23 protein-coding genes are annotated in these 23,753 nt (G+C 68.2%); 11 read left to right on the top strand and 12 right to left on the bottom strand.

Annotated features, from left to right (window positions below; genetic code table 11):
- Nucleotides 1-3 precede the first annotated feature (3 nt).
- The 11 genes from NSQ78_RS14220 to asnS form a co-directional block, all read right to left on the bottom strand.
- The gene (locus NSQ78_RS14220) at nucleotides 4-996 is read right to left on the bottom strand and encodes an aldo/keto reductase (RefSeq protein WP_064238846.1); all 993 of its coding nucleotides are present in this window, start codon (nucleotides 994-996) and stop codon (nucleotides 4-6) included.
- A complete protein-coding gene (locus NSQ78_RS14215) occupies nucleotides 996-1,682 on the bottom strand; it encodes a DUF2461 domain-containing protein (RefSeq protein ID WP_049408575.1) in 687 nt (228 codons plus the stop codon). The genes NSQ78_RS14220 and NSQ78_RS14215 overlap by 1 nt, the downstream gene beginning before the upstream one ends.
- The gene (sbcB, locus tag NSQ78_RS14210; protein WP_057493210.1) at nucleotides 1,679-3,118 is read right to left on the bottom strand and encodes an exodeoxyribonuclease I; all 1,440 of its coding nucleotides are present in this window, start codon (nucleotides 3,116-3,118) and stop codon (nucleotides 1,679-1,681) included. The genes NSQ78_RS14215 and sbcB overlap by 4 nt, the downstream gene beginning before the upstream one ends.
- Nucleotides 3,118-4,485 carry an NAD(P)/FAD-dependent oxidoreductase gene (locus NSQ78_RS14205; protein ID WP_049465833.1) on the bottom strand — a complete coding sequence of 456 codons (1,368 nt, stop codon included), beginning with the start codon at nucleotides 4,483-4,485 and terminating at the stop codon, nucleotides 3,118-3,120. The genes sbcB and NSQ78_RS14205 overlap by 1 nt, the downstream gene beginning before the upstream one ends.
- Nucleotides 4,486-4,516: 31 nt before the next feature.
- Nucleotides 4,517-5,791, bottom strand: coding sequence for a kynureninase (gene kynU, locus NSQ78_RS14200; RefSeq protein ID WP_064238845.1), 1,275 nt, complete (start codon nucleotides 5,789-5,791; stop codon nucleotides 4,517-4,519).
- A 162-nt stretch (nucleotides 5,792-5,953) separates the two neighbouring features.
- On the bottom strand, nucleotides 5,954-6,475 hold the full coding sequence (locus NSQ78_RS14195; RefSeq protein ID WP_057493209.1) for a 3-hydroxyanthranilate 3,4-dioxygenase: 522 nt from the start codon (nucleotides 6,473-6,475) through the stop codon (nucleotides 5,954-5,956).
- A 19-nt stretch (nucleotides 6,476-6,494) separates the two neighbouring features.
- Nucleotides 6,495-7,157, bottom strand: coding sequence for a carbonate dehydratase (gene can / locus NSQ78_RS14190; RefSeq protein WP_049465839.1), 663 nt, complete (start codon nucleotides 7,155-7,157; stop codon nucleotides 6,495-6,497).
- 74 nt (nucleotides 7,158-7,231) lie between these two features.
- A complete protein-coding gene (locus tag NSQ78_RS14185; RefSeq protein WP_057493208.1) occupies nucleotides 7,232-7,870 on the bottom strand; it encodes an FMN-binding negative transcriptional regulator in 639 nt (212 codons plus the stop codon).
- A 7-nt stretch (nucleotides 7,871-7,877) separates the two neighbouring features.
- On the bottom strand, nucleotides 7,878-8,192 hold the full coding sequence (locus tag NSQ78_RS14180) for a hypothetical protein (protein WP_049465843.1): 315 nt from the start codon (nucleotides 8,190-8,192) through the stop codon (nucleotides 7,878-7,880).
- A gap of 7 nt (nucleotides 8,193-8,199) precedes the next feature.
- Complete coding sequence (locus NSQ78_RS14175; RefSeq protein WP_005417403.1) at nucleotides 8,200-8,499, bottom strand: hypothetical protein; 300 nt, start codon at nucleotides 8,497-8,499, stop codon at nucleotides 8,200-8,202.
- Between the two features lie 30 nt (nucleotides 8,500-8,529).
- Nucleotides 8,530-9,924: an asparagine--tRNA ligase gene (asnS, locus tag NSQ78_RS14170; RefSeq protein WP_057493207.1), complete on the bottom strand. Its 1,395-nt coding sequence runs from the start codon at nucleotides 9,922-9,924 to the stop codon at nucleotides 8,530-8,532.
- Between the two features lie 129 nt (nucleotides 9,925-10,053).
- Between asnS and NSQ78_RS14165 the strand changes: the two genes are divergently transcribed.
- The 6 genes from NSQ78_RS14165 to zipA all read left to right on the top strand — a co-directional run bounded on the left by NSQ78_RS14165 (nucleotide 10,054) and on the right by zipA (nucleotide 16,397).
- A complete protein-coding gene (locus tag NSQ78_RS14165; protein ID WP_049428383.1) occupies nucleotides 10,054-10,392 on the top strand; it encodes an iron-sulfur cluster assembly accessory protein in 339 nt (112 codons plus the stop codon).
- Nucleotides 10,393-10,612: 220 nt separating this feature from the next.
- Nucleotides 10,613-11,050, top strand: a complete 438-nt coding sequence (gene rpsF / locus NSQ78_RS14160; RefSeq protein ID WP_006452997.1) for a 30S ribosomal protein S6 — start codon at nucleotides 10,613-10,615, stop codon at nucleotides 11,048-11,050.
- Between the two features lie 11 nt (nucleotides 11,051-11,061).
- Nucleotides 11,062-11,292, top strand: a complete 231-nt coding sequence (rpsR, locus tag NSQ78_RS14155) for a 30S ribosomal protein S18 (protein WP_002804494.1) — start codon at nucleotides 11,062-11,064, stop codon at nucleotides 11,290-11,292.
- Nucleotides 11,293-11,397: 105 nt separating this feature from the next.
- A complete protein-coding gene (gene rplI / locus NSQ78_RS14150) occupies nucleotides 11,398-11,847 on the top strand; it encodes a 50S ribosomal protein L9 (protein ID WP_043398478.1) in 450 nt (149 codons plus the stop codon).
- 259 nt (nucleotides 11,848-12,106) lie between these two features.
- Nucleotides 12,107-15,610: a chromosome segregation protein SMC gene (gene smc / locus NSQ78_RS14145; protein WP_064238844.1), complete on the top strand. Its 3,504-nt coding sequence runs from the start codon at nucleotides 12,107-12,109 to the stop codon at nucleotides 15,608-15,610.
- Nucleotides 15,611-15,656: 46 nt separating this feature from the next.
- Nucleotides 15,657-16,397: a cell division protein ZipA gene (gene zipA / locus NSQ78_RS14140; protein WP_049465847.1), complete on the top strand. Its 741-nt coding sequence runs from the start codon at nucleotides 15,657-15,659 to the stop codon at nucleotides 16,395-16,397.
- Between the two features lie 102 nt (nucleotides 16,398-16,499).
- Here the strand turns inward: zipA and NSQ78_RS14135 are convergent, their stop codons facing one another.
- The gene (locus NSQ78_RS14135) at nucleotides 16,500-17,624 is read right to left on the bottom strand and encodes a pyridoxal phosphate-dependent aminotransferase (RefSeq protein ID WP_049465848.1); all 1,125 of its coding nucleotides are present in this window, start codon (nucleotides 17,622-17,624) and stop codon (nucleotides 16,500-16,502) included.
- 132 nt (nucleotides 17,625-17,756) lie between these two features.
- On the opposite strand from NSQ78_RS14135, the gene ligA reads away from it, so the two are divergent.
- The 5 genes from ligA to mtnA all read left to right on the top strand — a co-directional run bounded on the left by ligA (nucleotide 17,757) and on the right by mtnA (nucleotide 23,699).
- Nucleotides 17,757-20,228 (top strand): NAD-dependent DNA ligase LigA, encoded by a 2,472-nt coding sequence (gene ligA, locus NSQ78_RS14130; protein ID WP_188348108.1) that lies wholly within the window; start codon nucleotides 17,757-17,759, stop codon nucleotides 20,226-20,228.
- Nucleotides 20,229-20,278: 50 nt separating this feature from the next.
- Complete coding sequence (locus NSQ78_RS14125) at nucleotides 20,279-20,764, top strand: GNAT family N-acetyltransferase (protein ID WP_040007425.1); 486 nt, start codon at nucleotides 20,279-20,281, stop codon at nucleotides 20,762-20,764.
- The gene (gene epmA / locus NSQ78_RS14120) at nucleotides 20,761-21,717 is read left to right on the top strand and encodes an EF-P lysine aminoacylase EpmA (RefSeq protein WP_064238842.1); all 957 of its coding nucleotides are present in this window, start codon (nucleotides 20,761-20,763) and stop codon (nucleotides 21,715-21,717) included. Before NSQ78_RS14125 ends, epmA begins: the two co-directional genes overlap by 4 nt.
- 138 nt (nucleotides 21,718-21,855) lie before the next feature.
- Nucleotides 21,856-22,587 (top strand): DUF3011 domain-containing protein, encoded by a 732-nt coding sequence (locus NSQ78_RS14115; protein WP_049465856.1) that lies wholly within the window; start codon nucleotides 21,856-21,858, stop codon nucleotides 22,585-22,587.
- Between the two features lie 47 nt (nucleotides 22,588-22,634).
- Nucleotides 22,635-23,699 carry an S-methyl-5-thioribose-1-phosphate isomerase gene (gene mtnA, locus NSQ78_RS14110; protein WP_064238841.1) on the top strand — a complete coding sequence of 355 codons (1,065 nt, stop codon included), beginning with the start codon at nucleotides 22,635-22,637 and terminating at the stop codon, nucleotides 23,697-23,699.
- Nucleotides 23,700-23,753 lie beyond the last annotated feature (54 nt).

The raw sequence follows: 23,753 nt of genomic DNA, 5'->3' as shown, positions 1-23,753 counted from the left end.
GACTTACTGACTGGGCGAACGCTGTCCGTCGCCGAAGGCCTCCACCAGCTGTTGCCGCTCGGTCGGGCCCAGCGCCTCCACGCGTGTTGCCAGCACCTCGTCCAGGCTGCCGATGCGGGTGGTGCCGAGGATGCCGCTGGCCACGCCGGGATGCCCCAATGCATAGGCGAAGGCGGTCTGCGCCGGACGCTGGCTGCGGATCGCGGCCACTGCCCGGCGCATCTGGCGGGCACTGCGCATCAGCTGGCGGCTGCTGGGCTTCAGCCAGGCGCGCGCCAAGTACCAGCCATCGGCCAGCCGTGGCAGGCGCGGGCGCGCGGGCAGCAGGTGGCCCTGCGCCAGCACGGTCCCGGCCAGCACGCCGATGCCCACCGCCTGCAACTGGTCGATCAGCGGTTCGCGGTCCTGCTGCAGGGCGTTGTAGTCCAGCAGCACCACATCGAAGGCGCCGGGATGGGCGATCATCCAGCGCAGGGTCGAGGCCGAGTGGGTGTTGATGCCGGTGTGCCGGATCAACCCGCGCTCGCGCAGGCGCTGCAGCGCGGCCAGCAGATCGTCGTTGATGTCGTGCTCGCTGGCGCCATGCAACTGGTAGATGTCCAGGTGATCCAGGCCGAGGTTGCGCAGCGACGCCTCGCAGCTGGCGGTGATGGCCGCGGGCGAGAAGTTGCGCTGCTCGGCACCGCTGATGCCGGCCTGGCCGGTCAGCGTGCCGCCCTTGCTGGAGATCACCAGCGCGTCGCGCGGGTACTGCTTCAGCAACGGGCGCAGGATGCGGCCCAGGCGCGGCTCGGCATGGAAGCCGGAATAGTTGTGACCCGTATCGAGCAGATTCACGCCGTGGGCGAGCGCATGTTCGACCACGGCGGCCGCCTCATGCTCCGGGAAGCGGCGATGGCCCCAGAAGCCGGAGCAGCCCAGGCCGATCGGTGAAACGGCCAGGCCGGTGCGGCCGAGCACGCGCCGCTGGCGGGCCAGCGGAAGATCCTGCGACATCAGAACTCCAGATCCAGCGCGGCGCACAGGTAATCGACGAACGGACCGAGCGCGGCCAGGTCCTTGCCCAGCGTGGACAGCAGGCGTGGGCCGGTCATGGTGGCGTCGTCCAGCGAGCGCCACATCACCCAGTTGCGGTGCTTGAGGTCGTCGATGAACTCGAAGTCGGCGGGGAAACCACGCGGCGGACGCACCAGCTTCTCGCTCTCCTCGAAATCGAAGCGCTTGCGCAGGGCCGGGGCATGCGCGGCGGCCTTCCAGCTGCCCGGGTTGTCGAGGATGAAGTGGCGCACGCGACGCTGCGTTTCCGGCTCTGGATGCCACAGGCCGGCACCGACGAAGCTCTCGCCCGGCTGCAAGTGCACGTAGAACGACGGCGCGGCCACCTCGCGGCGGCGCTCATGGAACAGGCGCGCCCCCTGCCAGGTCTTGTACGGCGACTTGTCGTTGGAGAAGCGCGCGTCGCGATGGATGCGGAACAGCGAGCCGCCGACGCCGCGGGTATCGGCACGGAAGTGTTCGCTGACCTCGGCCAGGGCCGGCTGCAGGTCGCCCAGCAGGCGCAGGAACGGCTGCCGTACGTGGTCTTCATACTGCTGGCGGTGGTCGTTGAACCAGGCCTTGTCGTTGTGCCGTGCCAGGCTGCGCAGGAACCTGAAACTGGCGTCCGAGAAGTAGGTGCTCACAGTGTCTCCTGCAGGTGCTGGCCCCAGTCGCGCAGCGATTGCAGCAGGGCCTGGCGCCGCGCATCGTCGGGCGCTTCGGCGGCCAATGCATCGAGCTGCTGCCGGTACTGGGGCAGGTTGAGTTCGCCCAGCCCGCCGTCGCCGAGCAGGCGCTGGCGGCGGTAATCCTGCCAGCGCTGGCGTTCAGCCGGCGCGAGGCTGCCGGGATGGTTGCGCGCGCGGTAGCGGAACAGCAGTTCCGGCAGGCGTGGGTCGCGGAAGCGGCCCTCCAGCGCGGCCAGCTGCTCCGGCGCGGTGGTGCGGGCGAGGGCAAGCAGCGGCTTGTCGCCGTTGCCGAGGAAACCGTCGTACAGCGAGGCGTCAACGTCGGCCACGGTGGCGGCGCGCGGCTGGTTGTAGACCTGGCGGGCCTTCTCGGCCAGTTGCGGCGCAAACGCGCGCAGCCGTTCCACCTTGGCTTCGATCGCGGCCACGTCCAGGCCGAGGCGCGCGTGGTCATCGGCGCGCAGGTGGTTCCAGGCGATCAGCGCCGGCACCTTGTTCAGATGCACCTCCTTCAGCGGCACCCGTGCCACGCCCTCGGGCAGCTCGCTGGCGCGCAGGTACAGGCGCTGCGCGATCACCTCGGCCGGCAGTGCCAGCAGATCGTCGATGTCACCGTCCAGGTCGAACACGATTACCCGGTTGTTGATGGTCGGGTGCACGGCCAGCGGCAGCACCGGCGCCGCGCACAGGCGGCTGGCGGGATAGCGCATGGAAACATGCAGCACCGGCTTCATCGCGGCCACGTCCAGCAGGCCGCCGACGAAGCGCTTGTCGCGCAGCTTCAGTGCGTAGTCCCACAACCGTGGCTGCGACTGCTTGAACAGCCGCGCCATGCCGATGGTCGCGCGCACGTCCGACAGCGCCTCGTGCGCATCGCCTTCGCGCACGTTGTTGGCTTCGGCCAGGTGTTCGAGCTTGAACGACGTCGCGCCGTCCTCGCGCAGCGGCCACTGGATGCCCTCGGGCCGCATCGCCCGCATCAGCCGCAGCATGTCCAGCAGGTCCCAGCGCGAATTGCCATTGCGCCACTCGCGTTCGTACGGATCATGGAAATTGCGGAACAGGCCGTAGCGGACGAACTCATCGTCGAACCGCAGCGTGTTGTAACCCAGTGCGCAGGTGCCGGGGCGCGACAGCTGTTCGTTGATGCGGTCGAAGGCCTCGGCCTCGCTGATGCCCTCGGCCAGCGCCTGTTGCGGGGTGATGCCGGTGACCAGGGTGGCCATCGGCGAGGGCAGCAGGTCATCGGCCGGCCGCACGAAGAAGCTGACCGGCGTGTCGATCTCGTTGAGATCGGCATCGGTGCGGATGGCGGCGTACTGCGAGATGCGCGTGCGCCGCGGATCCTGGCCGAAGGTTTCCAGGTCGTAGAACAGGAAGCTGTCGGCCATCAGTGCGCGCCCTCCAGGACCGGCAGCTGCGCGTGGATCTGCGCTTCCAGCGCGGCCCAGTCGATGTTGTCCAGTGAATCATGGCCGGTGGTGGCGGCCACCAGCATGTCGCGTTGCAGTTCGGTGCGGCGCAGCGCCTCGGCGTACGGCGTGTGCAGGAAGGTGACCATCGTGTAGTGCGGCACGAAGCGGGTCGGCCAGCGCCGCTGCAGTTCCTGCTCCAGTTCGCGCTGCAGCAGGAATGCGGGATCGGCGACGCGGTCGCGCATCTCCAGGTAGTTTTCCAGCGCCATCTGCTGGATGGCACGTGCATTCGGCTTGCGCTCGGCTTCGAACGCGGCGAACGCACCTTGCAGGTCATCCGCGTCCATCAGGTGGCGGGCCAGTGCGACGCAGTCCTCGAACGCGCAGTTCATGCCCTGGCCGTGGAACGGCACCATCGCGTGGGCGGCATCGCCGATCAGCACGGCGCGCCCCTGCTGGTGCCAGCGCTCCAGGGTGAGCGTGCCAAGCAGGCCCGGCGGGTGTTGCTCCCAGTCGGCGCGCAGGTTGGGGATCAGCGGCAGCGCATCGGCGAATTCGCGCGCGAACAACGCCTCGGCCTGCGCACCGGTATTGACCGTCGCGAAGCTGGGATCGCCCTGGTTGGGCAGGAACAGAGTGACGGTGAAGGTGCCTTCGTGGTTGGGCAGGGCGATGCACATGTAGTGGCCACGGGGCCAGATATGCAGTGCGTTGCGCTCGATGCGGAAGCCACCGTCGGCGGCCGGCGGGATCTCCAGCTCCTTGTAGGAGTGGTCGAGGAAGGCGATGTCCTCGCCCAGCGGCGCGCGCCGGTTCATCGCCGCGCGCAGCGCCGACCCTGCGCCGTCGGCACCGATCAGGGTATCGAAGTGGATGTCGTGCGGACTGTCGTCGCGATCATCGATGAAGCGCGCATGACCAGCATCGAAATCAACGGTGTGCAGGCGGCGGTGGAAGTGCACGGTGGCGCCGGCCCGTTCGGCCAGCTCCAGCAGCGTGGTGTTCAGGTCACGGCGGTGGATCGACCAGATCACCTCGCTGTCGTCGCGGCCGTAGCGTTGCAGCTGCGGCGCGCCGTCGCGCGGGTGCACCATGCGACCGCGCATCATCACCGCGCGCGCCATCACTTCGTCTTCCACGCCGGCCTGGCGCAGTGCATTGCGCCCGCGCTCGGCCAACGCCAGGTTGATCGAGCGGCCGCTCTCGTAGTCGGCCACGCGCGGATCACCGCGGCGTTCGTACAGGGTGATGCGCCAGCCCTGCCGTGACAGCAGGATGGCCAGCAGGGACCCGGCGAGGCCGGCACCGATAATGCTCAACGAGCGGGAAGCGTGTGCGATCAACGAACTGTCCAGCAGCAGGAAAGGGGCCGACTCAAAGGCCTGCCCAGGCTTCCACTTCCTCGACGAAGTGGTGCACGTCCAGGTAGCGGTTGTAGAGCGGGGTGGGCGAGATGCGGATCACGTCGGGTTCGCGCCAGTCGCCCAGTACGCCGATGCCGCGCAGGTGTTCGAACAGCGCACGCCCCCGTTCGCGGCCGCCGATCACGCGCAGCGACAACTGGCAGCCGCGGCGCTGCGGGTCGGCCGGGGTGATGATGTCCAGCACCTGGGGCAGGCGCGCGCGCACCAGTGCTTCGAGCATGCCGGTCAGCGCCAGCGACTTGCTGCGCAGTGCGTCCATGCCCGCGCGCTCGAACAGGTCCAGCGAGGCCCGCAAGGGCGCCAGGCCGAGGATCGGCGGATTGCTCAGCTGCCAGCCTTCGGCACCGGTCGCCGGGGTGAACTGCGGCGCCATCTGGAAGCGGGTGGCTTCCTCATGCCCCCACCAGCCGGCAAAGCGCGGCAGGGTGGTGTCGCGATGGTGGCGCTCGTGCACGAACGCCCCGGCCACCGCCCCCGGGCCACTGTTGAGGTACTTGTAGTGGCACCACACGGCAAAATCCGGGGCCACGTCATGCAGGCGCAGCGGCAGGTTGCCCACCGAATGCGCCAGGTCGAAGCCGATGCGCGCGCCCTGCAGGCGGGCGGCGCGGGTGATCGCATCGAGGTCGAAGGCCTGGCCGGTGCGGTACTGCACACCGGGCCACAGCACCAGCGCCAGGCGCGGGCCGTGCTCGGCGATGGCACGTTCGATCGCGTTCAGCGAGATCGTGCCGTTGGCTTCGTCCGGTTGCACTTCCACCAGGCACTCGGCCGGGTCGAAGCCATGGAAGCGGATCTGTGCTTCCACCGCGTGGCGGTCGGTGGGGAATGCGCCGGCTTCCATCAGGATCACCGGGCGCTGCGTGCTCGGCCGGTAGAAGCTGACCATCATCAGGTGCAGGTTCACGCTGAGCGTGTTCATCGCCACCACTTCGCTGGGCAACGCGCCGACCACGCGGGCCAGCTGCGCGCTGACCAGGCGGTGGTACGACAACCACTGCGTCGGCCCGGTGAAGTGGCCTTCCACGGCCAGCTCGCCCCACTGCTTCATCACTTCCTGCACCGCCGCCTGCGCGCCGCGCGGCTGCAGGCCCAGCGAATTGCCGACGAAGTAGGTCTGCTCCCCGCCGCCATGGCGCGGAATCAGGAATTCACTGCGCAGTGGGCGCAGTGGATCGGCGGCGTCCAGGGCAATGGCATGGGTGCGGCTGAGCAGGTCGGGCATGGTCGGGCAACAGGCTGCAACGGGACCGCCAGTGTAGCGCCTGGGGCATGGCCCGGTAGCAGCCGACCGGGCACCAGCGCCGCGTGATCCGGTAGTCGCCAACGTTGGTTGGCGCACGTACAAGAAAGCGCCCACCAAGGCGGGCAACTACCGTTCGCTGTCTCAGCCCGCCGCTGGCGCCGGCAGCGGATCCACGTGCCCGCACTGGCCGCAGGTGCGCAGCTCCAGGCTGGCGTGATAGCGCGCAAACACCTGGGGCAGGTCGGTCTCGATGTTCTGCAGCGCGAAGAACTCTTCGTGCAGCTTGTGGTTGCAGCGTTCGCAGTGCCAGATCACGCCGTCCTTCTCGTGCGGCAGGCGCTTGCGCTCGACCACCAGGCCGATGCCGCCGGGCGGGCGCCGCGGCGAGTGCGGCACCCTGGCCGGCAGCAGGAAGATCTCGCCGGCGCGGATCGGGATGTCGCGCACCGCGCCGTCCTCCTGCACCTTCAGCACCATCTCGCCTTCGAGCTGGTAGAACCACTCCGGGCCTTCATCGTAGTGGTAGTCGGTGCGCGAATTCGGCCCACCGACCACCATCACGATGAAATCGCCGTTGTCGATCATCTTGTTGCCCACCGGCGGCTTCAGCAGGTGGCGGTTCTCTTCGATCCAGGCGTGCAGGTTGATCGGCGAAGCGAGCATGGTCGTGGTCCGTGGGGGTTCAGTCGCGCCGGCCCTGGCGGGGCACGAAGGACAGCGCCTTTTCATAGGCCGGTTTCAACTCTTCCGGTGCACCGACGTCGATGCCCATCTCGCTGACCCGGCCGTTCTTCAGGCTGTAGACCCAGCCGTGCACCATCAGCTTCTGGCCGCGGGCCCAGGCGTCCTCCACGATGGTTGAACGGCACAGGTTGGCGACCTGCTCGATCACGTTCAGTTCGCACAGGCGCGCGTGCTTCAGCTCGTCATCCTCGATCGCGTCGAGGATGCCCTGGTGCTTCTGCACCACGTCGCCGACATGACGCAGCCAGTTGTCGGCCAGGCCGACGCGGGTATTGTGCAGGCAGGCGTGCACGCCGCCGCAACCGTAGTGGCCGACGATCAGGATGTGCTTCACCTTCAGCTGGTCCACCGCGTACTGCACCACGCTCAGGCAGTTCAGGTCGCTGTGTGCCACCACGTTGGCGACGTTGCGATGCACGAAGACCTCACCCGGCGCCATGCCGATGATCTGGTTGGCTGGCACCCTCGAGTCGGAGCAGCCGATCCACAGGTATTCCGGATGCTGCTGCTTGGACAGGTGCTGGAAGAACTCAGGGTCCTCCTTGGCGATGCGGTCGGCCCAGTCGCGGTTGTTCTGCAGCAGGCGGTGGATGTCTTTCATGTGCGGTATCCCTGGCGTCGGGTGGGGGCAAGGCGCGGCCGTTCTGGTCGCGCTGTCGCGGGAAGCTGAGGTGATCAGCCGCTGGAGGCGGACTGTTCACGGTGCCAGCGCATCCACTGCGCCAGCTCATGGGAGGACGGGGAGGCGAGCGCGTCCAGTGCGGCGATCACGGCCTGCTGGTTGGCGTCGGGATGGTTCTGGCTGAGTTTCAGCTTCAGCTGTACGTGTTCAACCTGGAAGCGGAAGCCGACGATGGCGCGCAGCTCCGGGCCGTGTTCGGCGCGCGCGGCATCGAACCGCCAGGCCTGGCCGACGCTGGCTTCGAAACGATCGCTGATCGCGCCGACCAGTTCAGCCAGCGCACCGGCATCGTCGAACGTGTGCAGCTGGCCGCGCAGCTCGGCAGCCGCATAGTTCCAGGTCGGCACCCGCGCAGCAGGCTCCTTGTCCGGGTACCAGCTGGCCGAAACATAGCCGTGCGGTCCATCGACCAGCACCTTGGCGGTGCCGCGGTGGCGCGACTGCGGGTTGGCGCGGGCCCAATGCCCGCACAGTTCGATGCGATCGCCGTCACGCCGGTACAGCACCGGCATCCGGGTCAGCTCTGGCAGGCCATCGCCGCCGGTCGTGAGCACGGTGACGAACGGGTCGCGTGCCAGCAGGCGGTCCAGCCAGAGCAGGTCGGTCTCGGCGAAGGCGCGCGGGGTGAACATGCCAGGGTCAGGCGCGCCCGCCGAGCGACTGGATCATGCGGCCACGCAGGCCTTCGTCGCTGTCGGCCTGCGGCGGCTGCACTTCGTGCAGGCTGAAGCCGCGCACCAGCGCGTCTTCCTCGTCCAGGCCGTCGTACTCGACGAATTCGGCGTCGAACAACTGCGAACGCGCGGTGTCTTCGCTGTCATAACTCAGCGTATTGCCATCGCTGTCGAGCACTTCGGCGGTGCCGGCCGGGCGCACGCGCAGGCGCGCCCAGATCAGGGTGTTGCCGAGGCTGGCCAGCCACCAGCTGTCGCGCGAGACGGAGATGTCATTCATGGATGCGTTACCAGAGCGAGGCCAGCCAGAGCAGGGCGGCCATGCCCAGTCCGGCCAGCAGGGTCAGCAGCGATACCCAGGCCGGCGTCGCCAGCCCGGACAGCGAGCGGTCCGGTTGCTGGCGATAATCACGGCGCAGCAGCCAGGCCAGGGCATCGGGCTTGAGGAAGGCGCCGCTGCCAAAGCGCTCGGCGAGCGCCGGATGGCGGTCGCGCACGTGCACCAGGGTCAGCGGCCAGAAGATCACGAAGGCACTGAACCCGGCCACTGCAACGCCGACGAAACAGAGGGCGAAGAACAGGGTCATGGGGGCAGCACCTCCGTGGTCGTGTGGGGCTTAGAAGTCCGCGCTGCCCGGGGCGCGCGGGTAGGGGATCGCATCGCGGATGTTGGACAGGCCGCAGACGTACACCACCAGGCGCTCAAAGCCCAGGCCGAAGCCCGCGTGCGGCACCGAACCGTAGCGGCGGAAATCGCGGTACCAGCTGTAGTGCTCGCGGTCCAGGCCGAACTGGGCCATGCGCGCGTCCAGCACGTCCAGGCGCTCTTCGCGCTGGCTGCCGCCGATGATCTCGCCGATGCCCGGGGCCAGCACGTCCATCGCGGCGACGGTCTTGCCGTCGTCGTTCAGGCGCATGTAGAAGGCCTTGATGTGCTCCGGGTAGTTGGTCACCACCACCGGGCGCCCGACATGTTCCTCGGTCAGCCAGCGCTCGTGCTCGGTCTGCAGGTCCAGGCCCCATTCGACCGGGAAGTCGAACTTCCTGCCGGACTTCTGCAGCAGGCTGACCGCATCGGTGTAGTCGATGCGCTCGAACGGCGCATTGATGAAGTCTTCCAGCTTGGTGATCGCGTTCTTGTCCACGCGCTCGGCGATGAAGGCCAGGTCGTCGCTGCGTTCGTTCAGCACCGCGCGGAACAGGTACTTCAGGAACTCTTCGGCCAGGCGCGCGTCTTCGGCCAGGTCGGCGAAGGCGATTTCCGGCTCGATCATCCAGAACTCCGCCAGGTGGCGGGTGGTGTGGCTGTTCTCGGCGCGGAAGGTCGGACCGAAGGTATACACCTTGCTCAGCGCCAGGCAGTAGGCCTCGACGTTGAGCTGGCCGGACACGGTCAGGAAGGTTTCCTTGCCGAAGAAGTCGCGGCTGAAATCGATCGCGCCCTTCTCGTCACGCGGCAGGTTCACCATGTCCAGGGTGGACACGCGGAACATCTGGCCGGCGCCTTCGGCGTCGGAGGTGGTGATGATCGGGGTGCTGATCCAGTTGAAGCCGTTCTCGTGGAAGAAGCGGTGCACGGCCTGGGCCAGGCAGTTGCGGATGCGGGTGACCGCCCCGAACAGGTTGGTGCGCGGGCGCAGGTGGGCCACTTCGCGCAGGAATTCCGGCGACATCGGCTTGGGCTGGATCGGATAGGTCAGCGGGTCCTCGACCCAGCCGACCACCTCCAGCGTGCTGGCCTGGATCTCGAACGACTGGCCCTTGCCCTGCGACTTCACCAGGGTGCCGGTGGCGATGACCGAACAGCCGCTGGTCAGGCGCTTGATCTCGTCGAAGTTGCCCAGGCTGTCGTTGGCCACCACCTGGATCGGGGCGAAGCAGGAGCCGTCGCTCACATTCACGAAGGCCAGATTCGCTGAACCGCGCACCGTGCGCACCCATCCGCGTACCGTGACTTCGCCGCCTTCCGGGATCTTCCCGGCAAGCGCATGTTCAACGCTGACCACCGTCATGACTTGAATCCTCTGCTGATCGACTCGATCTGTGAACACGGGAGTTTACCGGTTGCAGCGTTCCGCTTGCGAGGCATTTTTCGCGGCAACGGCTCCTTATAATGTCCCTGTATCTCTGGAGTAGTCCCCATGGCCGTCAGCCTGACCCCCATTGCCTTCGAGCGCGTGCAGCGCTTCGTCGCCCAGACCCCCGGCGCGCTGGGCCTGCGTTTCGGCGTGACCAAGACCGGCTGTTCCGGCTGGGGCCACGTGACCGACCTGGCCCGCGATGAGCGCGAGGGCGATACCGTGTTCGAGCAGGACGGCGTGAAGATCTACGTCGACGCCAAGAGCCTGGCGCTGGTGGACGGCACGGTGATCGACTTCGGCAAGCACGGCCTGAGCGAGACCTTCACGTTCAGCAACCCGAACGCCACCGCCGAGTGTGGCTGCGGCGAGAGCTTCACCACCGACGCCGACAAGGCCTGAGGGCCCGGCGGGACCTGATCGTTCTGGTGGCGCCCCACCCGGCTTGGCTGGGCGCCCGCCCCCGGTTCAGGGCGCCAGGTGACCCACCGGTTGCCCGGCAACCCCATCTGCGCCATAATGCGCGGCTTCCTGCCTCCCTGGCGGGAACCCTTGCCCCACCGCGGTCTCAACGGCGGGGGGCTGTCCGGCCGCAAGGCCACATCCGAAAGGTAGAAAAAACATGAGTCGTCATTACGAAATCGTGTTCATGGTCCACCCGGACCAGAGCGAGCAGGTCCCGGCCATGATCGAGCGCTACAAGTCGCTGGTCGAGAACGGCAACGGCACCATCCACCGTCTGGAAGACTGGGGCCGCCGCCAGCTGGCGTACCCGATCCAGAACCTGGTGAAGGCCCACTACGTGCTGATGAACATCGAAGCCGACCAGGCCGTTCTGAACGAACTGACCGAAAGCTTCCGCTTCAACGACGCCGTGCTGCGCAACCTGGTCATCAAGCGTGACGAGGCTGACACCGAGCAGTCGCTGATCATGAAGAGCAAGGACGAGAAGGGTGACAAGCCGGAGCGCGGTGAGCGCCGTCGTCGTGACGACGAAGAAGGCGAGTCCACCACCACCGCTGACAACGAAGCCGGCGACGACGCCGCTTCCGCCGCCTAAGGAGCCTTCCCATGTCCAAGTTCTTCCGTCGCCGCAAGTTCTGCAAGTTCACGGCTGAAGGTGTGAAGGAGATCGACTACAAGGATCTCAACACCCTGCGCCAGTACCTGACCGAGAACGGCAAGATCGTGCCGAGCCGCGTCACCGGTACCAAGTCGAAGTACCAGCGCCAGCTGGCGACCGCCGTCAAGCGCGCTCGCTTCCTGGCCCTGATCCCGTACACCGACAACCACGACGTCTGATGCCCGGCGGGGCGGCCCGGTGCCGCCCCCGCTGTGCCAGCTATTCGGACAGCCTTTGTTGCGGGGCATCGCCTCGCTAACGAATAACTTATCTGGAGCAATACCATGCAGCTGATCCTCCTGCAGAAAGTCACCAACCTCGGCAACCTGGGCGACCTGGTCGACGTGAAGCCGGGCTACGGCCGTAACTTCCTCGTGCCGCAGGGCAAGGCCGTGCCGGCCACCGAGAGCAACAAGGCCGAGTTCGAAGCCAAGCGCGCCGAATACGAAGCCAAGGCCCAAGCCATCCACGCCGAAGCTGACGCCCGCAAGGCCAAGCTGGACGGCGCGAGCGTGACCATCCCGGCCAACGCTTCGACCGAAGGCAAGCTGTACGGCTCGGTCGGCGCCCGCGAAATCGCCGATGCCTTCACCGCTGCCGGCCTGCCGGTCAGCAAGAGCGAAGTCATCCTGGGCGAAGGCGCCTTCCGCAACATCGGCGAGTACGACGTGCTGATCCACCTGCACGCCGACGTCGAGACCACCGTCAAGGTCGTCGTCGTCGCCGAAGCCTGATCCCACGCCGCAAGGCCTGGCATCACCGCAGAACGGGCGCCCGCAAGGGTGCCCGTTTTGTTTTATGGCTCCGTTTCGTGGCGTCGGGCCACGTCCGGCCGGCGGGGTGGGGCTGGACAATGTTCCACGCCCATTCGTAGAACACGGCCACATCGGTATACTCAGGGCGTCACACCCGATCCACGGGCATCGATCCCAGCAGGATCAATGACTTGGAGGGTAAACGCAGGCCGCTTGCCGGCCCCAGTCCGGAACCCCTATGCGTCTTTCCACGATCAAGCTGTCCGGCTTCAAGTCGTTCGTCGATCCGACCACCCTGCACCTGCCGACCAACATGACCGGCGTGGTGGGGCCCAATGGCTGCGGCAAGTCGAACATCATCGACGCCGTGCGCTGGGTCATGGGCGAGAGCTCGGCCAGCCGCCTGCGCGGCGACTCGCTGACCGACGTGATCTTTTCCGGTTCCAATGCCCGCAAGCCGGTGTCGCAGGCCACGGTCGAGCTGATCTTCGACAACTCCGACCACACGATCTCCGGCGAGTACGCCTCGTTCAACGAAATCTCGGTCAAGCGCACGGTCAGCCGCGACGGTACCAGCAACTACTACCTCAACGGCACCAAGTGCCGTCGCCGCGACATCACCGACCTGTTCCTCGGCACCGGCCTGGGCCCGCGCAGCTACTCGATCATCGAGCAGGGCATGATCAGCCAGATCATCGAGGCGCGCCCGGAAGACCTGCGTGTGTACCTGGAAGAGGCAGCCGGCATCTCCAAGTACAAGGAACGCCGCAAGGAAACCGAGACCCGCATCCGTCACACCCGCGAGAACCTGGACCGGCTGGGCGACCTGCGCGACGAGATCAGCAAGCAGCTGGAGCACCTCAAGCGCCAGGCCAAGCAGGCCGAGCAGTACCAGACCCTGCAGGAAGAGCGCCGGGTCAAGGACGCCGAGTGGAAGGCGCTGGAATTCCGCGGCCTCGACGGACGCCTGTCCAAGCTGCGCGAAGGGTTGTCGCAGGAAGAAACGCGGCTGCAGCAGCTGATTGCCGACCAGCGTGATGCCGAAGCCCGCATCGAAACCTCGCGCGCACGGCGCGAAGAGGCTGCCGACGCGCTCAACACCGCGCAGGCGGCGGTCTACCAGGTCGGCAGTACGCTGGCGCGCCTGGAACAGCAGATCCAGCACCAGCGCGAGCTGTCGCAGCGCCTGCACAAGGCGCGCGATGAAACGCAGCAGGCGCTGGCCGAACTGGGCCAGCACATCAGCGGCGACGAGGCCAGGCTGAGCGTGCTGCGCGAGGCGGTGGAGGCCGCCGCCCCGCAGCTGGAAGCGCTGCAGGAAGAGAACGAGATCAAGCAGGAAAGCCTGCGCGAGGCTGAAGAACGGCTGGCCAGCTGGCAGCAGCGCTGGGAACAGCACACCTCGCAGAGTTCGGAAGCCTCGCGCGCCGGCGATGTCGAGCGCACGCGCGTGGACTACCTGGACAAGCAGATCCTCGATGCCGACCGGCGTCGTGAAGCCCTGGCCGCCGAGCGCGCCGGGCTGGACGTGGACGCGCTGGAGGAAGCCTTCGAGCAGCTGCACCTGCAGCACGACACGCAGAAGGCCGCGCTGGATGAACTGAGCGAAGACGTCGAGCTGCGCAAGCAGGGCGTGGCGGCCGTGCAGGAACAGCAGCGCAATGGCCAGAACGAACTGGCCGAACTGCGCAAGCAGGCCAACGGCCTGCGCGGCCGCCTGGCCTCGCTGGAAACCCTGCAGCAGGCCGCGCTGGGCCAGGAGCAGGGCGCGGCCGTCGCCTGGCTGAAGGCGCGCGGGCTGGATTCGGCGGCGCGCGTCGGCGAGCGCCTGGACGTGGATGCCGGCTGGGAAAACGCGGTGGAGAGCGCGCTCGGCCAGTTGATCGAAGGCGTGCTGGTCGATGACCCGGCCAGCCTGGTCGACGCGCTTGGCGAGCTGGGCGACGGTCACCTCGCGCTGGTCGCCAACGACGATGCCGAACTGAAGGTTGCACCCACCTCGCTGGCCGCACGCGTGCGTGGCCCGGTGGCGATCCGTCGGCTGCTGGCACACCTGCATGCGGCCCGCGACCTGTCCGAGGCGAAGGCGCTGCAGGCCAACCTGCCCGAAGGCGATTCGATCATCACCCAGAGCGGCGAGCGCCTGGGCCGGGGCTGGCTGCGCGTGTCGCGCTCCGGTGCCGCCGAGCAGGGCGCGCTGCTGCGCGAACGTGAGATCCAGGAACTGCGCGAGCAGATCGAACAGCTGCAGGACCACGAGGCCGAACTGGAAGACCAGCTGGCCGGTTTCCGCGAGCAGCTGCAGGCGGCCGAACAGCAGCGCGAGGACGCGCAGCGCGCGCTCTACCAGGCCCATCGCGCGGTGTCCGAACTGGCCGGCCAGTTGCAGGGCCAGCAGGGCAAGGTGGAGGCTGCACGCACGCGCATTGACCGCATCGAAGGCGAGCTGAAGCAGCTGCAGGAAACGATTGAAGCCAACAACGAGCAGGCGCGCGAAGCGCGCTCGCGGTTGGAGAACGCGGTCAGCAGCATGGGTGACCTGGAGTCGACCCGGCAGCGGCTGGAGGGCGAGCGCCGCCAGCTGACCGAGGCCCGCGACCTGGCCCGCGATGCCGCCCGTGCGGTGCGCGAGCGCTCGCATGCGCTGGCACTGACCCTGGAATCACAGCGCGCGCAGCTGGCCTCGTTGAGCCAGGCGCTGGAGCGCATGGGCACCCAGCGTGGGCAGTTGGATTCGCGACTGGGCGAGCTGCACTCGCAGCTGGACGAAGGTGACTCGCCGGTCGAAGCGCTGCAGGCCGAACACCAGAACGCGCTGGAAGAGCGCGTGCGCGCCGACCGCGTGCTGACCGAGGCGCGGACGCTGCTGGACGGCATCGACGCCGAGCTGCGCAACTACGAGCAGACCCGCCACCAGCGCGACGAACAGGCGCTGGCCCAGCGCGAGCGGATTTCGCAGCGCAAGCTGGACCAGCAGGCACTGGTGCTCAGCGCCGACACCCTGCAGGCGGCGGTGGAAAAGGCCGGCTTCGTGCTGCAGGACGTGCTCAACGCACTCCCCGAGGATGCGCGCCTGGGCGACTGGGAGCAGGCCGTGCATCAGATCGACGCACGCATGCGCCGGCTGGAGCCGGTCAACCTTGCGGCCATCCACGAGTACGGCGAGGCTTCGCAGCGTTCGGATTACCTGGATTCGCAGCACGCGGACCTGACCACCGCGCTGGAAACCCTGGAAGACGCGATCCGCAAGATCGATCGCGAGACCCGCGGCCGCTTCAAGGACACCTTCGACCGCGTCAACGCCGGCGTGCAGGCGCTGTACCCGCGCCTGTTCGGTGGCGGCCATGCTTACCTGGAGCTGACCGGTGAAGACCTGCTCGATACCGGCGTGACCATCATGGCGCGCCCGCCGGGCAAGCGCGTGTCCAGCATCTCGCTGCTGTCCGGCGGCGAGAAGGCGATGACCGCCGTGGCGCTGGTGTTTGCCATCTTCCAGCTGAATCCGGCGCCGTTCTGCCTGCTGGACGAGGTGGACGCACCGCTGGACGAAGCCAACGTCGGTCGCCTGGCCAACATGGTCAAGGAAATGAGCGAGAAGGTGCAGTTCCTGTTCGTCAGCCACAACAAGGCGACGATGGAGGCGGCGCACCAGCTCTCGGGCGTGACCATGCGCGAGCCGGGCGTCAGCCGCCTGGTGAGCGTGGACCTGGAAGAAGCCGCGCGATTGGCGGGCGCGGCCTGACGTGCCATCCTAGTTACCTGAATGAACTAGCCGGAGAACCTATCGAATGTCCGACACGGCACTGTTGCGCATCGGCATCCTGGCCGCCGGCCTGCTGTTGATCGCCGCGATCTTCCTGTTTGGCCGTCCGAAGAAGAAGCCCCAGGGGCGCCGCGTGGAAAGCGCGGAGCCGACCAGCGGCGAGCGCCGTGAGCCGGTGCTGGGCGACGATGGCGTCGTCGTGGCCGATGGCCGCGTCGAGCCGGGCATGGCCGGGGAGGGGGAGCAGGCCGAGCTTGGCCTGGCCGACACCGACCCGGCCGCGGCCAGCGACCTTGGCAAGCGCGCCACCCAGGACTTCGACAAGATCGTCTCGCTGTTCGTGGCCGCCCGGGCCGGCGAGCAGCTGCGCGGTGAAGACATCGTGGTGGCGGCGGAAAAGACCGGCCTGGTGTTCGGCCACATGAACGTGTTCCACCGCCTGGTGGAAGGCCACCCCGAACGCGGCCCGATCTTCTCGATGGCCAGCATCATGAAGCCGGGCAGCTTCGACATGGCCAACATCCGCGCCATGGAAACCCCGGCCATTGCCTTCTTCCTGACGCTCCCAGCGCCGCTGACTGCGCTGGACGCCTGGGAGAAGATGCTGCCCACCGTGCAGCGCATGGCCGAGCTGCTCGATGGCGTGGTGCTGGACGACAGCCGCAATGCCCTGGGGCGCCAGCGCATCGCACACATCCGTGACGAGCTGCGCGCCTACGATCGCCAGCACCAGGCACCGCCGCTGACCAAGACCCCGCGCTGGTAAGGGCATTTCTTCGGTGTGCCGACCACAACGGTCGGCACTCACAACGGTCGATCCACGCCATGCGTGGATAGGGCGAACCAAGGTTCGCCCCCACCATCAGGGTCACGCCGGTACGCCGGCCACCTTGGCGAACGCCCGGCGGAAGGCGGCCATCTCGCCTTCGGTGCCGACCGTCACGCGCACGCGCTGCGGCCAGATCGGCCAGCTGCGTCCAATCACCACGCCGTTGTCGGCCATGGCCTTGGCGAACGCGCTGCCATCGCGCTGCACATCGACCACGAAGCAGTTCGCTTCCGAGGGCACGCAGCTGAAGCCACGCTTGCCGAGCCAGGCGATGGTGGCCTGCCGCACCCTTGCATTCTGCAGGCGTCGCTGCGGGATCAGCTGCGGGTCGCGCAGGCTGGCCAGTGCAGCGGCCAGGGCCGGCACCGGCAGCGGATTGTCGCCCAGCCCGGCCAGCTCGCGCAGGCGGTCGGGATGGGCCGCTGCCACGCCCAGGCGCAGGCCGGCCATGCCGTACAGCTTGGAGAACGTGCGCAGCACGATCAGGTCGTCGCGCTGTGCCACCTGCGCGATCAGGCTGGGCTGCTCGCTGTACTGCAGGTAGGCCTCGTCGACCAGCACGCGGGTGGAGGCGGGCTTGTGGGCCATCAGCCAGGCGAGCTCATCCGGTGCGCTGATCGAACCGGTCGGGTTGTTCGGATTGCACACATACAGCAGCCCGGTCGGCCGGGCATGTGCGGCGGCGACCATCGCGCGCAGGTCATGTGCACCGTCGTCGCGCAGCGGCACCTTCTGCACGTGCGCGCCTCGTGCGGCGGCCACCTCGCCCAGCGTCTCGAAGGTCGGGTCGGCCACCACCAGTCCCGACTGCGGGCCGGTCCACAGCACGGCGGCACGGTTCAGCGGTTCGCTGGAGCCCGGATAGAGGCGCACGTGATCAGCGGGGATGCGCGCCTGTTCGATGAAGGCATCGCGTACCTGGCCGGCCAGCGCGAAGCGGTAGCGACCGCACCCGGCGATGCTGTCGCGTGCCGCCTGTTGGGCCGCGGGGGAGGGCCCGTAGGGGCACTCGTTGAAATTCAGCAGCACCGCACCTTCGGCAGCAGCGGTGCGGGCGGCTGTCGCGGGTTGGGCATGGCCGGGCTGCGCCAGCCCGGTACCGGCGACGGCGAGGCCGGCGCCGGCCAGTTGCAGGAAGCGTCGACGGGAAGCAGGCAGGGTCACGGGCAGGATTCCGAGGGGCGACCGTCGCACGCTAGCGCCGGCAGGGGTGGGGCGGCAAGCTGCAGAAGCGGCGGCATTACAGGGCCTGACGGCCGGGCGCGGTAGAATCCCCGGCCATCCCAGAACCACCGGATCCCGATGAGCCCCAGCCCCGCCGAACGCGCCGACGTCCTCCGCCGGCAGATCGCCCAGGCCAACCGCGCCTACCACGAGCTGGACGCGCCGGAGATCCCCGACATCGACTACGACCGGATGGTGCGCGAGCTGGAAGCGCTGGAGCGCGAACACCCGGAACTGGCCCGTGCCGACAGCCCGACCCAGCAGGTCGGTGCACGCCCCTCCGGCCGCTTCCCCGAAGTGCGCCACGCGGTGCCGATGCTGTCGCTCTCCAATGCCTTCAGCGACGAAGAGGTGGCTGATTTCGTGCGCCGCATCGACGAGCGCCTGGGCCGTCGCAGCCTGCGGTTCTCGGCCGAGCCGAAGATGGATGGCCTGGCGATCAGCCTGCGTTACGAGGATGGGCACTTCGTGCTCGGGGCGACCCGCGGCGATGGCACGACCGGCGAGGACGTGACCGCCAACCTGCGCGAGATCGGCGATATTCCCAAGCGCCTGCACGGCAAGGACTGGCCGGACGTGCTGGAGGTGCGTGGCGAGGTCTACATGGCCCGCGCCGACTTCGAGGCCTACAACGAACGTGCGCGCCAGCAGGGCGGCAAGGTGCTGGCCAATCCACGCAACGCGGCGGCCGGTTCGCTGCGCCAGCTCGACCCGAAGATCAGCGCGCAGCGCAGGCTGAGCTTCTTCGCCTACGGCACCGGTGAAGTACAGGGCGGCGAACTGCCGGACACCCATTCGGGCACGCTGGCCCAGCTCGGCGCCTGGGGTTTTCCGGTCAGCGCGCTGTGCCAGGTAGTGGAAGGCACCGACGGCCTGCTCGGTTATTACCGCATGATCGGCGAACAGCGTGACGGCCTGCCGTTCGACATCGACGGCGTGGTCTACAAGCTCGATGACCGCGCTGGCCAGCAGGCGATGGGCTTCGTTTCGCGTGCGCCACGCTGGGCCATCGCGCACAAGTTCCCGGCGCAGGAGCAGAGCACCACCGTCGAAGCGATCGAGATCCAGATCGGCCGCACCGGCGCTGCCACACCGGTCGCGCGGCTGGCCCCGGTGGCGGTCGCCGGCGTGATCGTATCCAACGCCACCCTGCACAACGCCGACCAGATCGCGCGCCTGGATGTGCGCGTCGGCGACAGCGTGATCGTGCGCCGCGCCGGCGATGTGATCCCGGAAGTGGTCAGCGTCATCCTCGACCGCCGCCCGCAGGCCACCACGCCCTGGCAGATGCCGACGCGCTGCCCGGTGTGCGGCTCGGAGATCGTGCGCGAGGAGGGTGCCGCGGCGTGGCGCTGCTCCGGTGAGTTGTCCTGCCCGGCGCAGCGCAAGGAAGCCATCGCCCATTTCGCGTCGCGGCGCGCGATGGACATCGATGGCCTCGGTGACAAGTACATCGAAACCCTGGTCGACGCCGGCATCGTCACCAGCGTGGCAGATCTGTACCGCCTCAATCGCGACCAGCTGCTGCACCTGAAGCTGGTGCTGGATGCTGAAGACCCATCCGCGCTCGCGGCCGCGCTGAAGCCGCACCTGCCTGCCGAGGGCAGTGGTGCAGTGCTCACGGCGGTGCTCAGGCTGGACGGCAACGATCCGGGCTGGCGCGCACAGGCGTTGGCGCAGCCGGCCAGCTTCGAATGGAACACCAGGAAGATCGCCACCAAGTGGGCCGACAACCTGATCGCTGCAATCGACGCCAGCCGCGCCGCCACGCTTGAGCGCCTGCTGTTCGCACTGGGCATCGAGCACGTCGGCGAGAGCACGGCCAAGGCGCTGGCGCAGTGGTTCGGTGACCTGGAACTGATCCGCCACCTGCCGTGGCCGTTGTTCAAGCGCGTGCCGGACATCGGTGGCGAAGTGGCCCGTTCGCTCGGCCATTTCTTCGAGCAGCCGGGCAACCAGCAGGCCATCGACGACCTGCTGCAGGTCGGCCAGGTGCGCATCAGTGACGTTCATGCGCCCAGCGCCCGGCTGCGCGAGGGGCTGGATCTGGCGCAGCTGCTGGTCGAGGCAGAGATCCCCGGCATCACCCGCCTGCGTGCGGAGAAGCTGGCAGCGGCGCTTCCCAGCGCGCAGTCCGTGCTCGATGCGGAGCACGGCCAGTTCGTCAACGCCGGCCTGCCGGACGACACCGCGCGCGGCCTGGCCGCCTGGCTGGACGCCGAGGGCCACGGTGCGATGCTGCTGGCCGCCGAGAAGGCGATGCAGGAGATCCTGGCCAAGGCGCCGGCGCTGGCGGAGATCGTGGCGGGTCCGCTGGATGGGCAGACCGTGGTGCTGACCGGCACGCTGGCCCAGCTCACCCGCGATGTGGCCAAGGAGCGCCTGGAGGCACTGGGCGCCAAGGTCTCCGGCAGCGTGTCGAAGAAGACCAGCTTCGTGGTTGCAGGCACCGAGGCCGGCTCCAAGCTGGACAAGGCGCAAGCACTGGGCGTGCCGGTCTGGGATGAGGATCGCCTGCTGGCCTACCTTGCCGAACACGAATGACGATTCCGCCGGGCGCCCGTGCACCCGACATGAAATACAAAGGAGTACCCATGCAGACCGCCCCGCTCGATTTCCGCCTGGCCACCCGTGCCGACGAGGAACGGCTGATCGCGTTGATGCGCGAGTTCTACGCCGAAGACCGGATCGACTTCGACGACGCGCGCGTGCGCCGCGGCGTGGATGCGTTGCTGGCCGACCCGCGCAACGGTGAAGTGCTGCTGTGGCTGGACGAGGCGGCTGAAGTGGTCGGCTATGCGGTGATCGCGATGGGCTTCAGCCTGGAGCAGGGCGGGCATTTCATGCTGCTGGACGAGCTGTACCTGAGCCATCGCGCACGTGGGCGTGGACGTGGCAAGCAGGCGCTGGCGATCTGCGAGCAGCGGGCACGTGGGCGTGGGGTCAGCCGCCTGCGCCTGGAGGTGAACCACCATAACGAACTGGCCCGCCGCCTGTACCTGGCCAGCGGCTACATCGACGACACCCGTGACCTGCTGACCCTGCCACTGGACCATCCGCGCCCGGAGGGCATCCTGTGAGCGAAGCCCTGCTGCGTGCACTGCGGCAGCGTGCCGCGCTCAATGCGCTGGTGCGCCGCTTCTTCGCCGAGCGTGATGTGCTGGAAGTGGAAACGCCGATCCTGTCGGTCGCGGGCAACACTGAGCCTAACATCGACAGTTTCCATACCGACTTCAGCGGCCACGTCGACGCCGGTGGCCGCCGTCGCTGGTTGCGCACGTCCCCGGAGTATCCGCTCAAGCGCCTGCTCGCCGCTGGCGTTGGCGACTGCTATGAACTGGGCCGCGTGTTCCGCAACGGCGAAGCGGGTGGCCGCCATAATCCGGAATTCACCATGCTGGAGTGGTATCGGGTCGGCTGGGACCACCACCGGTTGGTGCAGGAAACCGCCGAGCTGGTCGGCCAGGCGCTGGCCCTGGTCGGGCACCGTGCAACCCTGCGCGTGCTGAGCTACCGCGAGCTGTTCCAGCAGCATGTCGGCGTGGACCCGTTCGAGGCCGACGAGGCTGCGTTGCGCGCCGCGCTCGGCGACGTGCATATCGACCCGGTCGGGTTGACCCGCGATGACTGGCTGGACCTGCTGATGACCCACCGCATCCAGCCGCAGTTCGATGACGCGGTGATGACCGTGGTGCATGACTGGCCGGCCAGCCAGGCGGCACTGGCACGCATCCGCGAGGGCACGCCGCCGCTGGCTGAACGCTTCGAGCTGTACCTGGGCGCCGTGGAGCTGGCCAACGGCTATCACGAACTGAACGATGCCGACGAGCAGCGCAGCCGTTTCCTGCGCGACCAGCAGCGACGCCATGCGCGCGGGCAGGTGCAGCCGGCGCTGGATGAGGCGCTGCTGGCGGCGTTGCCGTCGATGCCCGCCTGTGCCGGCGTGGCGGTGGGTGTTGATCGCCTGCTGATGGCGATGAACCGCACGCCGCGCATTGCCGACGTGCTGGCATTCGACTTCGCCCACGCGTGACCGTCGCGCCTTTCTGAACACCGGAGGCTGAACGGATCGACGCTCCTGCGCGCTTGCGTCGGTAAGCAGGATGATGCTCTTATCACGGCCAATGCCGGACACTGGCATGCAGTTCATCCATTCCTGGTGGGGAAGGCTTTGGTCAAGTGGTTCGCGGTTGTTGCGGCACCGGTGTACTCCATTGCGCTCTGGGGTGCCTGGCTGCCGTCGCCGGCGTCGGCCCAGCAGGTGGGCTACGACGGCGAAGTGGTGACCTGCGAATCGCGCGACATGGGCTGGGTGCACTGCGATATCGAGGTCGCCAACGGCGTCGACCTGGTGCGCCAGCTGTCCAGCAACAGCTGCATCCGTGGCAGCGAGTGGGGCACTGACCGCAGTGGCGTCTGGGTCACCCTGGGCTGCCGGGCCGAGTTCCGCGCCCGGCGCGCAGCGGGCGCGGCCCCGCCTGCGGACAGCGCCGGCAAGCGGCTGGTGCGCCGCGTGGTGCGCTGCGAATCCAATGGCCGTCCGCAGAGCTGCCCGGTGCGCCTGGATGGCGCCCCCGTGCGCCTGCTGCGCCAGCTGTCGGTGCTGCCATGCCGCGAGGGGCAGGGGTGGGGCTACAAGCGCAATGAGATCTGGACCAGCCGCGGTTGCCAGGGCGATTTCGAAGTGGCCGACGATGATGGCCGCTTCGTCGACATGCCGCGTCGCCTGACCTGCGAATCGAAATCGAAGAAGCGGCGTTTCTGCGGCGCCAGCATCTCCGTTGGCGCGGTCGTGTCCGAGCAGCTGTCGAGCACGCCGTGCGAGGAAGGCAGTACCTGGGGCTGGAGCCGCAACGGCATCTGGGTGGACGGCGGCTGCCGCGCCGAATTCTCGGTGAATTGAGCCCGGGCGGGCTCCAACGCTGCCGGGCGTGGCCCTACAATGGGCCCATGAACACTGCCTCCGACATCGACTACGCCCGTTATGACCACATCCGCCCGATCCTGTGGACCGGCGATGCCCTGCAACTGCTGGACCAGCGCAAGCTGCCGTTCGTGGTCGAGCATGTGGTCTGCCATGACAGCGACGAGGTCGCCAGCGCCATCCATGCGTTGACCGTGCGCGGCGCGCCGGCCATCGGCATCGCCGCCGCTTGGGGCGTGGTGCTGGCCGCCCGCGGGGTGCAGACCGCCGACGGTGCGCACGCCCTGCAGCAGCTGGAACCGGCGTTGCAGCGGCTCAATGCCTCGCGCCCGACCGCAGTCAACCTGGCGTGGGCGCTGGCGCGCATGCGCCGTTGCCTGCACGCCGCCGGCGCCGACTGGAAGGCACTGCTGGAGGCCGAAGCGCAGGCCATCGCCGAGGAAGACCTGGCCGCCAACCGCCACATGGGCGCGCTGGGCGCCGGCCTGATCGAGGCCGGCAGCGGCGTGCTGACCCATTGCAACACCGGCTCGCTGGCCACCGCAGGCTTCGGCACCGCGCTGGGCGTGATCCGTGCCGGCATGGCCCAGCACCGCATCGCCCGCGTCTTCGCCGGCGAGACCCGGCCGTGGCTGCAGGGCGCGCGCCTGACGGTGTGGGAGCTGCAGCAGGATGGAATCGACGCCACCCTGATCGCCGATTCGGCCGCCTCGCACCTGATGAAGACCGGCGCCGTGCAGTGGGTGATCGTGGGCGCGGACCGCATCTGCGCCAATGGTGACACCGCCAACAAGATCGGCACCTACCAGCTGGCCATCGCCGCCCGCCACCACGGGGTCAAGTTCATGGTGGTCGCTCCGTCCTCGACCGTGGACATGGAGACCGTGGACGGCAGCCAGATCGAGATCGAGCAGCGTGATCCGGGCGAGCTGTACGGCGTGGGCGGCACCCGCACCGTCGCCGAGGGCATTGCCGCCTGGAACCCGGTGTTCGACGTCACCCCGGGCGAGCTGATCGACGCCATCGTGACCGAGCGTGGGGTGATCCTGAACCCGACCGCCGAGAACATGCGCACCGCCTTCGGCAGCTGAGGCGCAGGGGAGGGCGGCGCGACCGCCGCCCCGGTAGTGCCGGCCGCTGGCCGG

This window comes from Stenotrophomonas sp. FSL W7-1447 (genome assembly GCF_037966425.1).
Taxonomy (GTDB): Bacteria; Pseudomonadota; Gammaproteobacteria; order Xanthomonadales; family Xanthomonadaceae; genus Stenotrophomonas; species Stenotrophomonas pavanii.
This window is presented reverse-complemented; position numbering and strand designations above follow the sequence as displayed.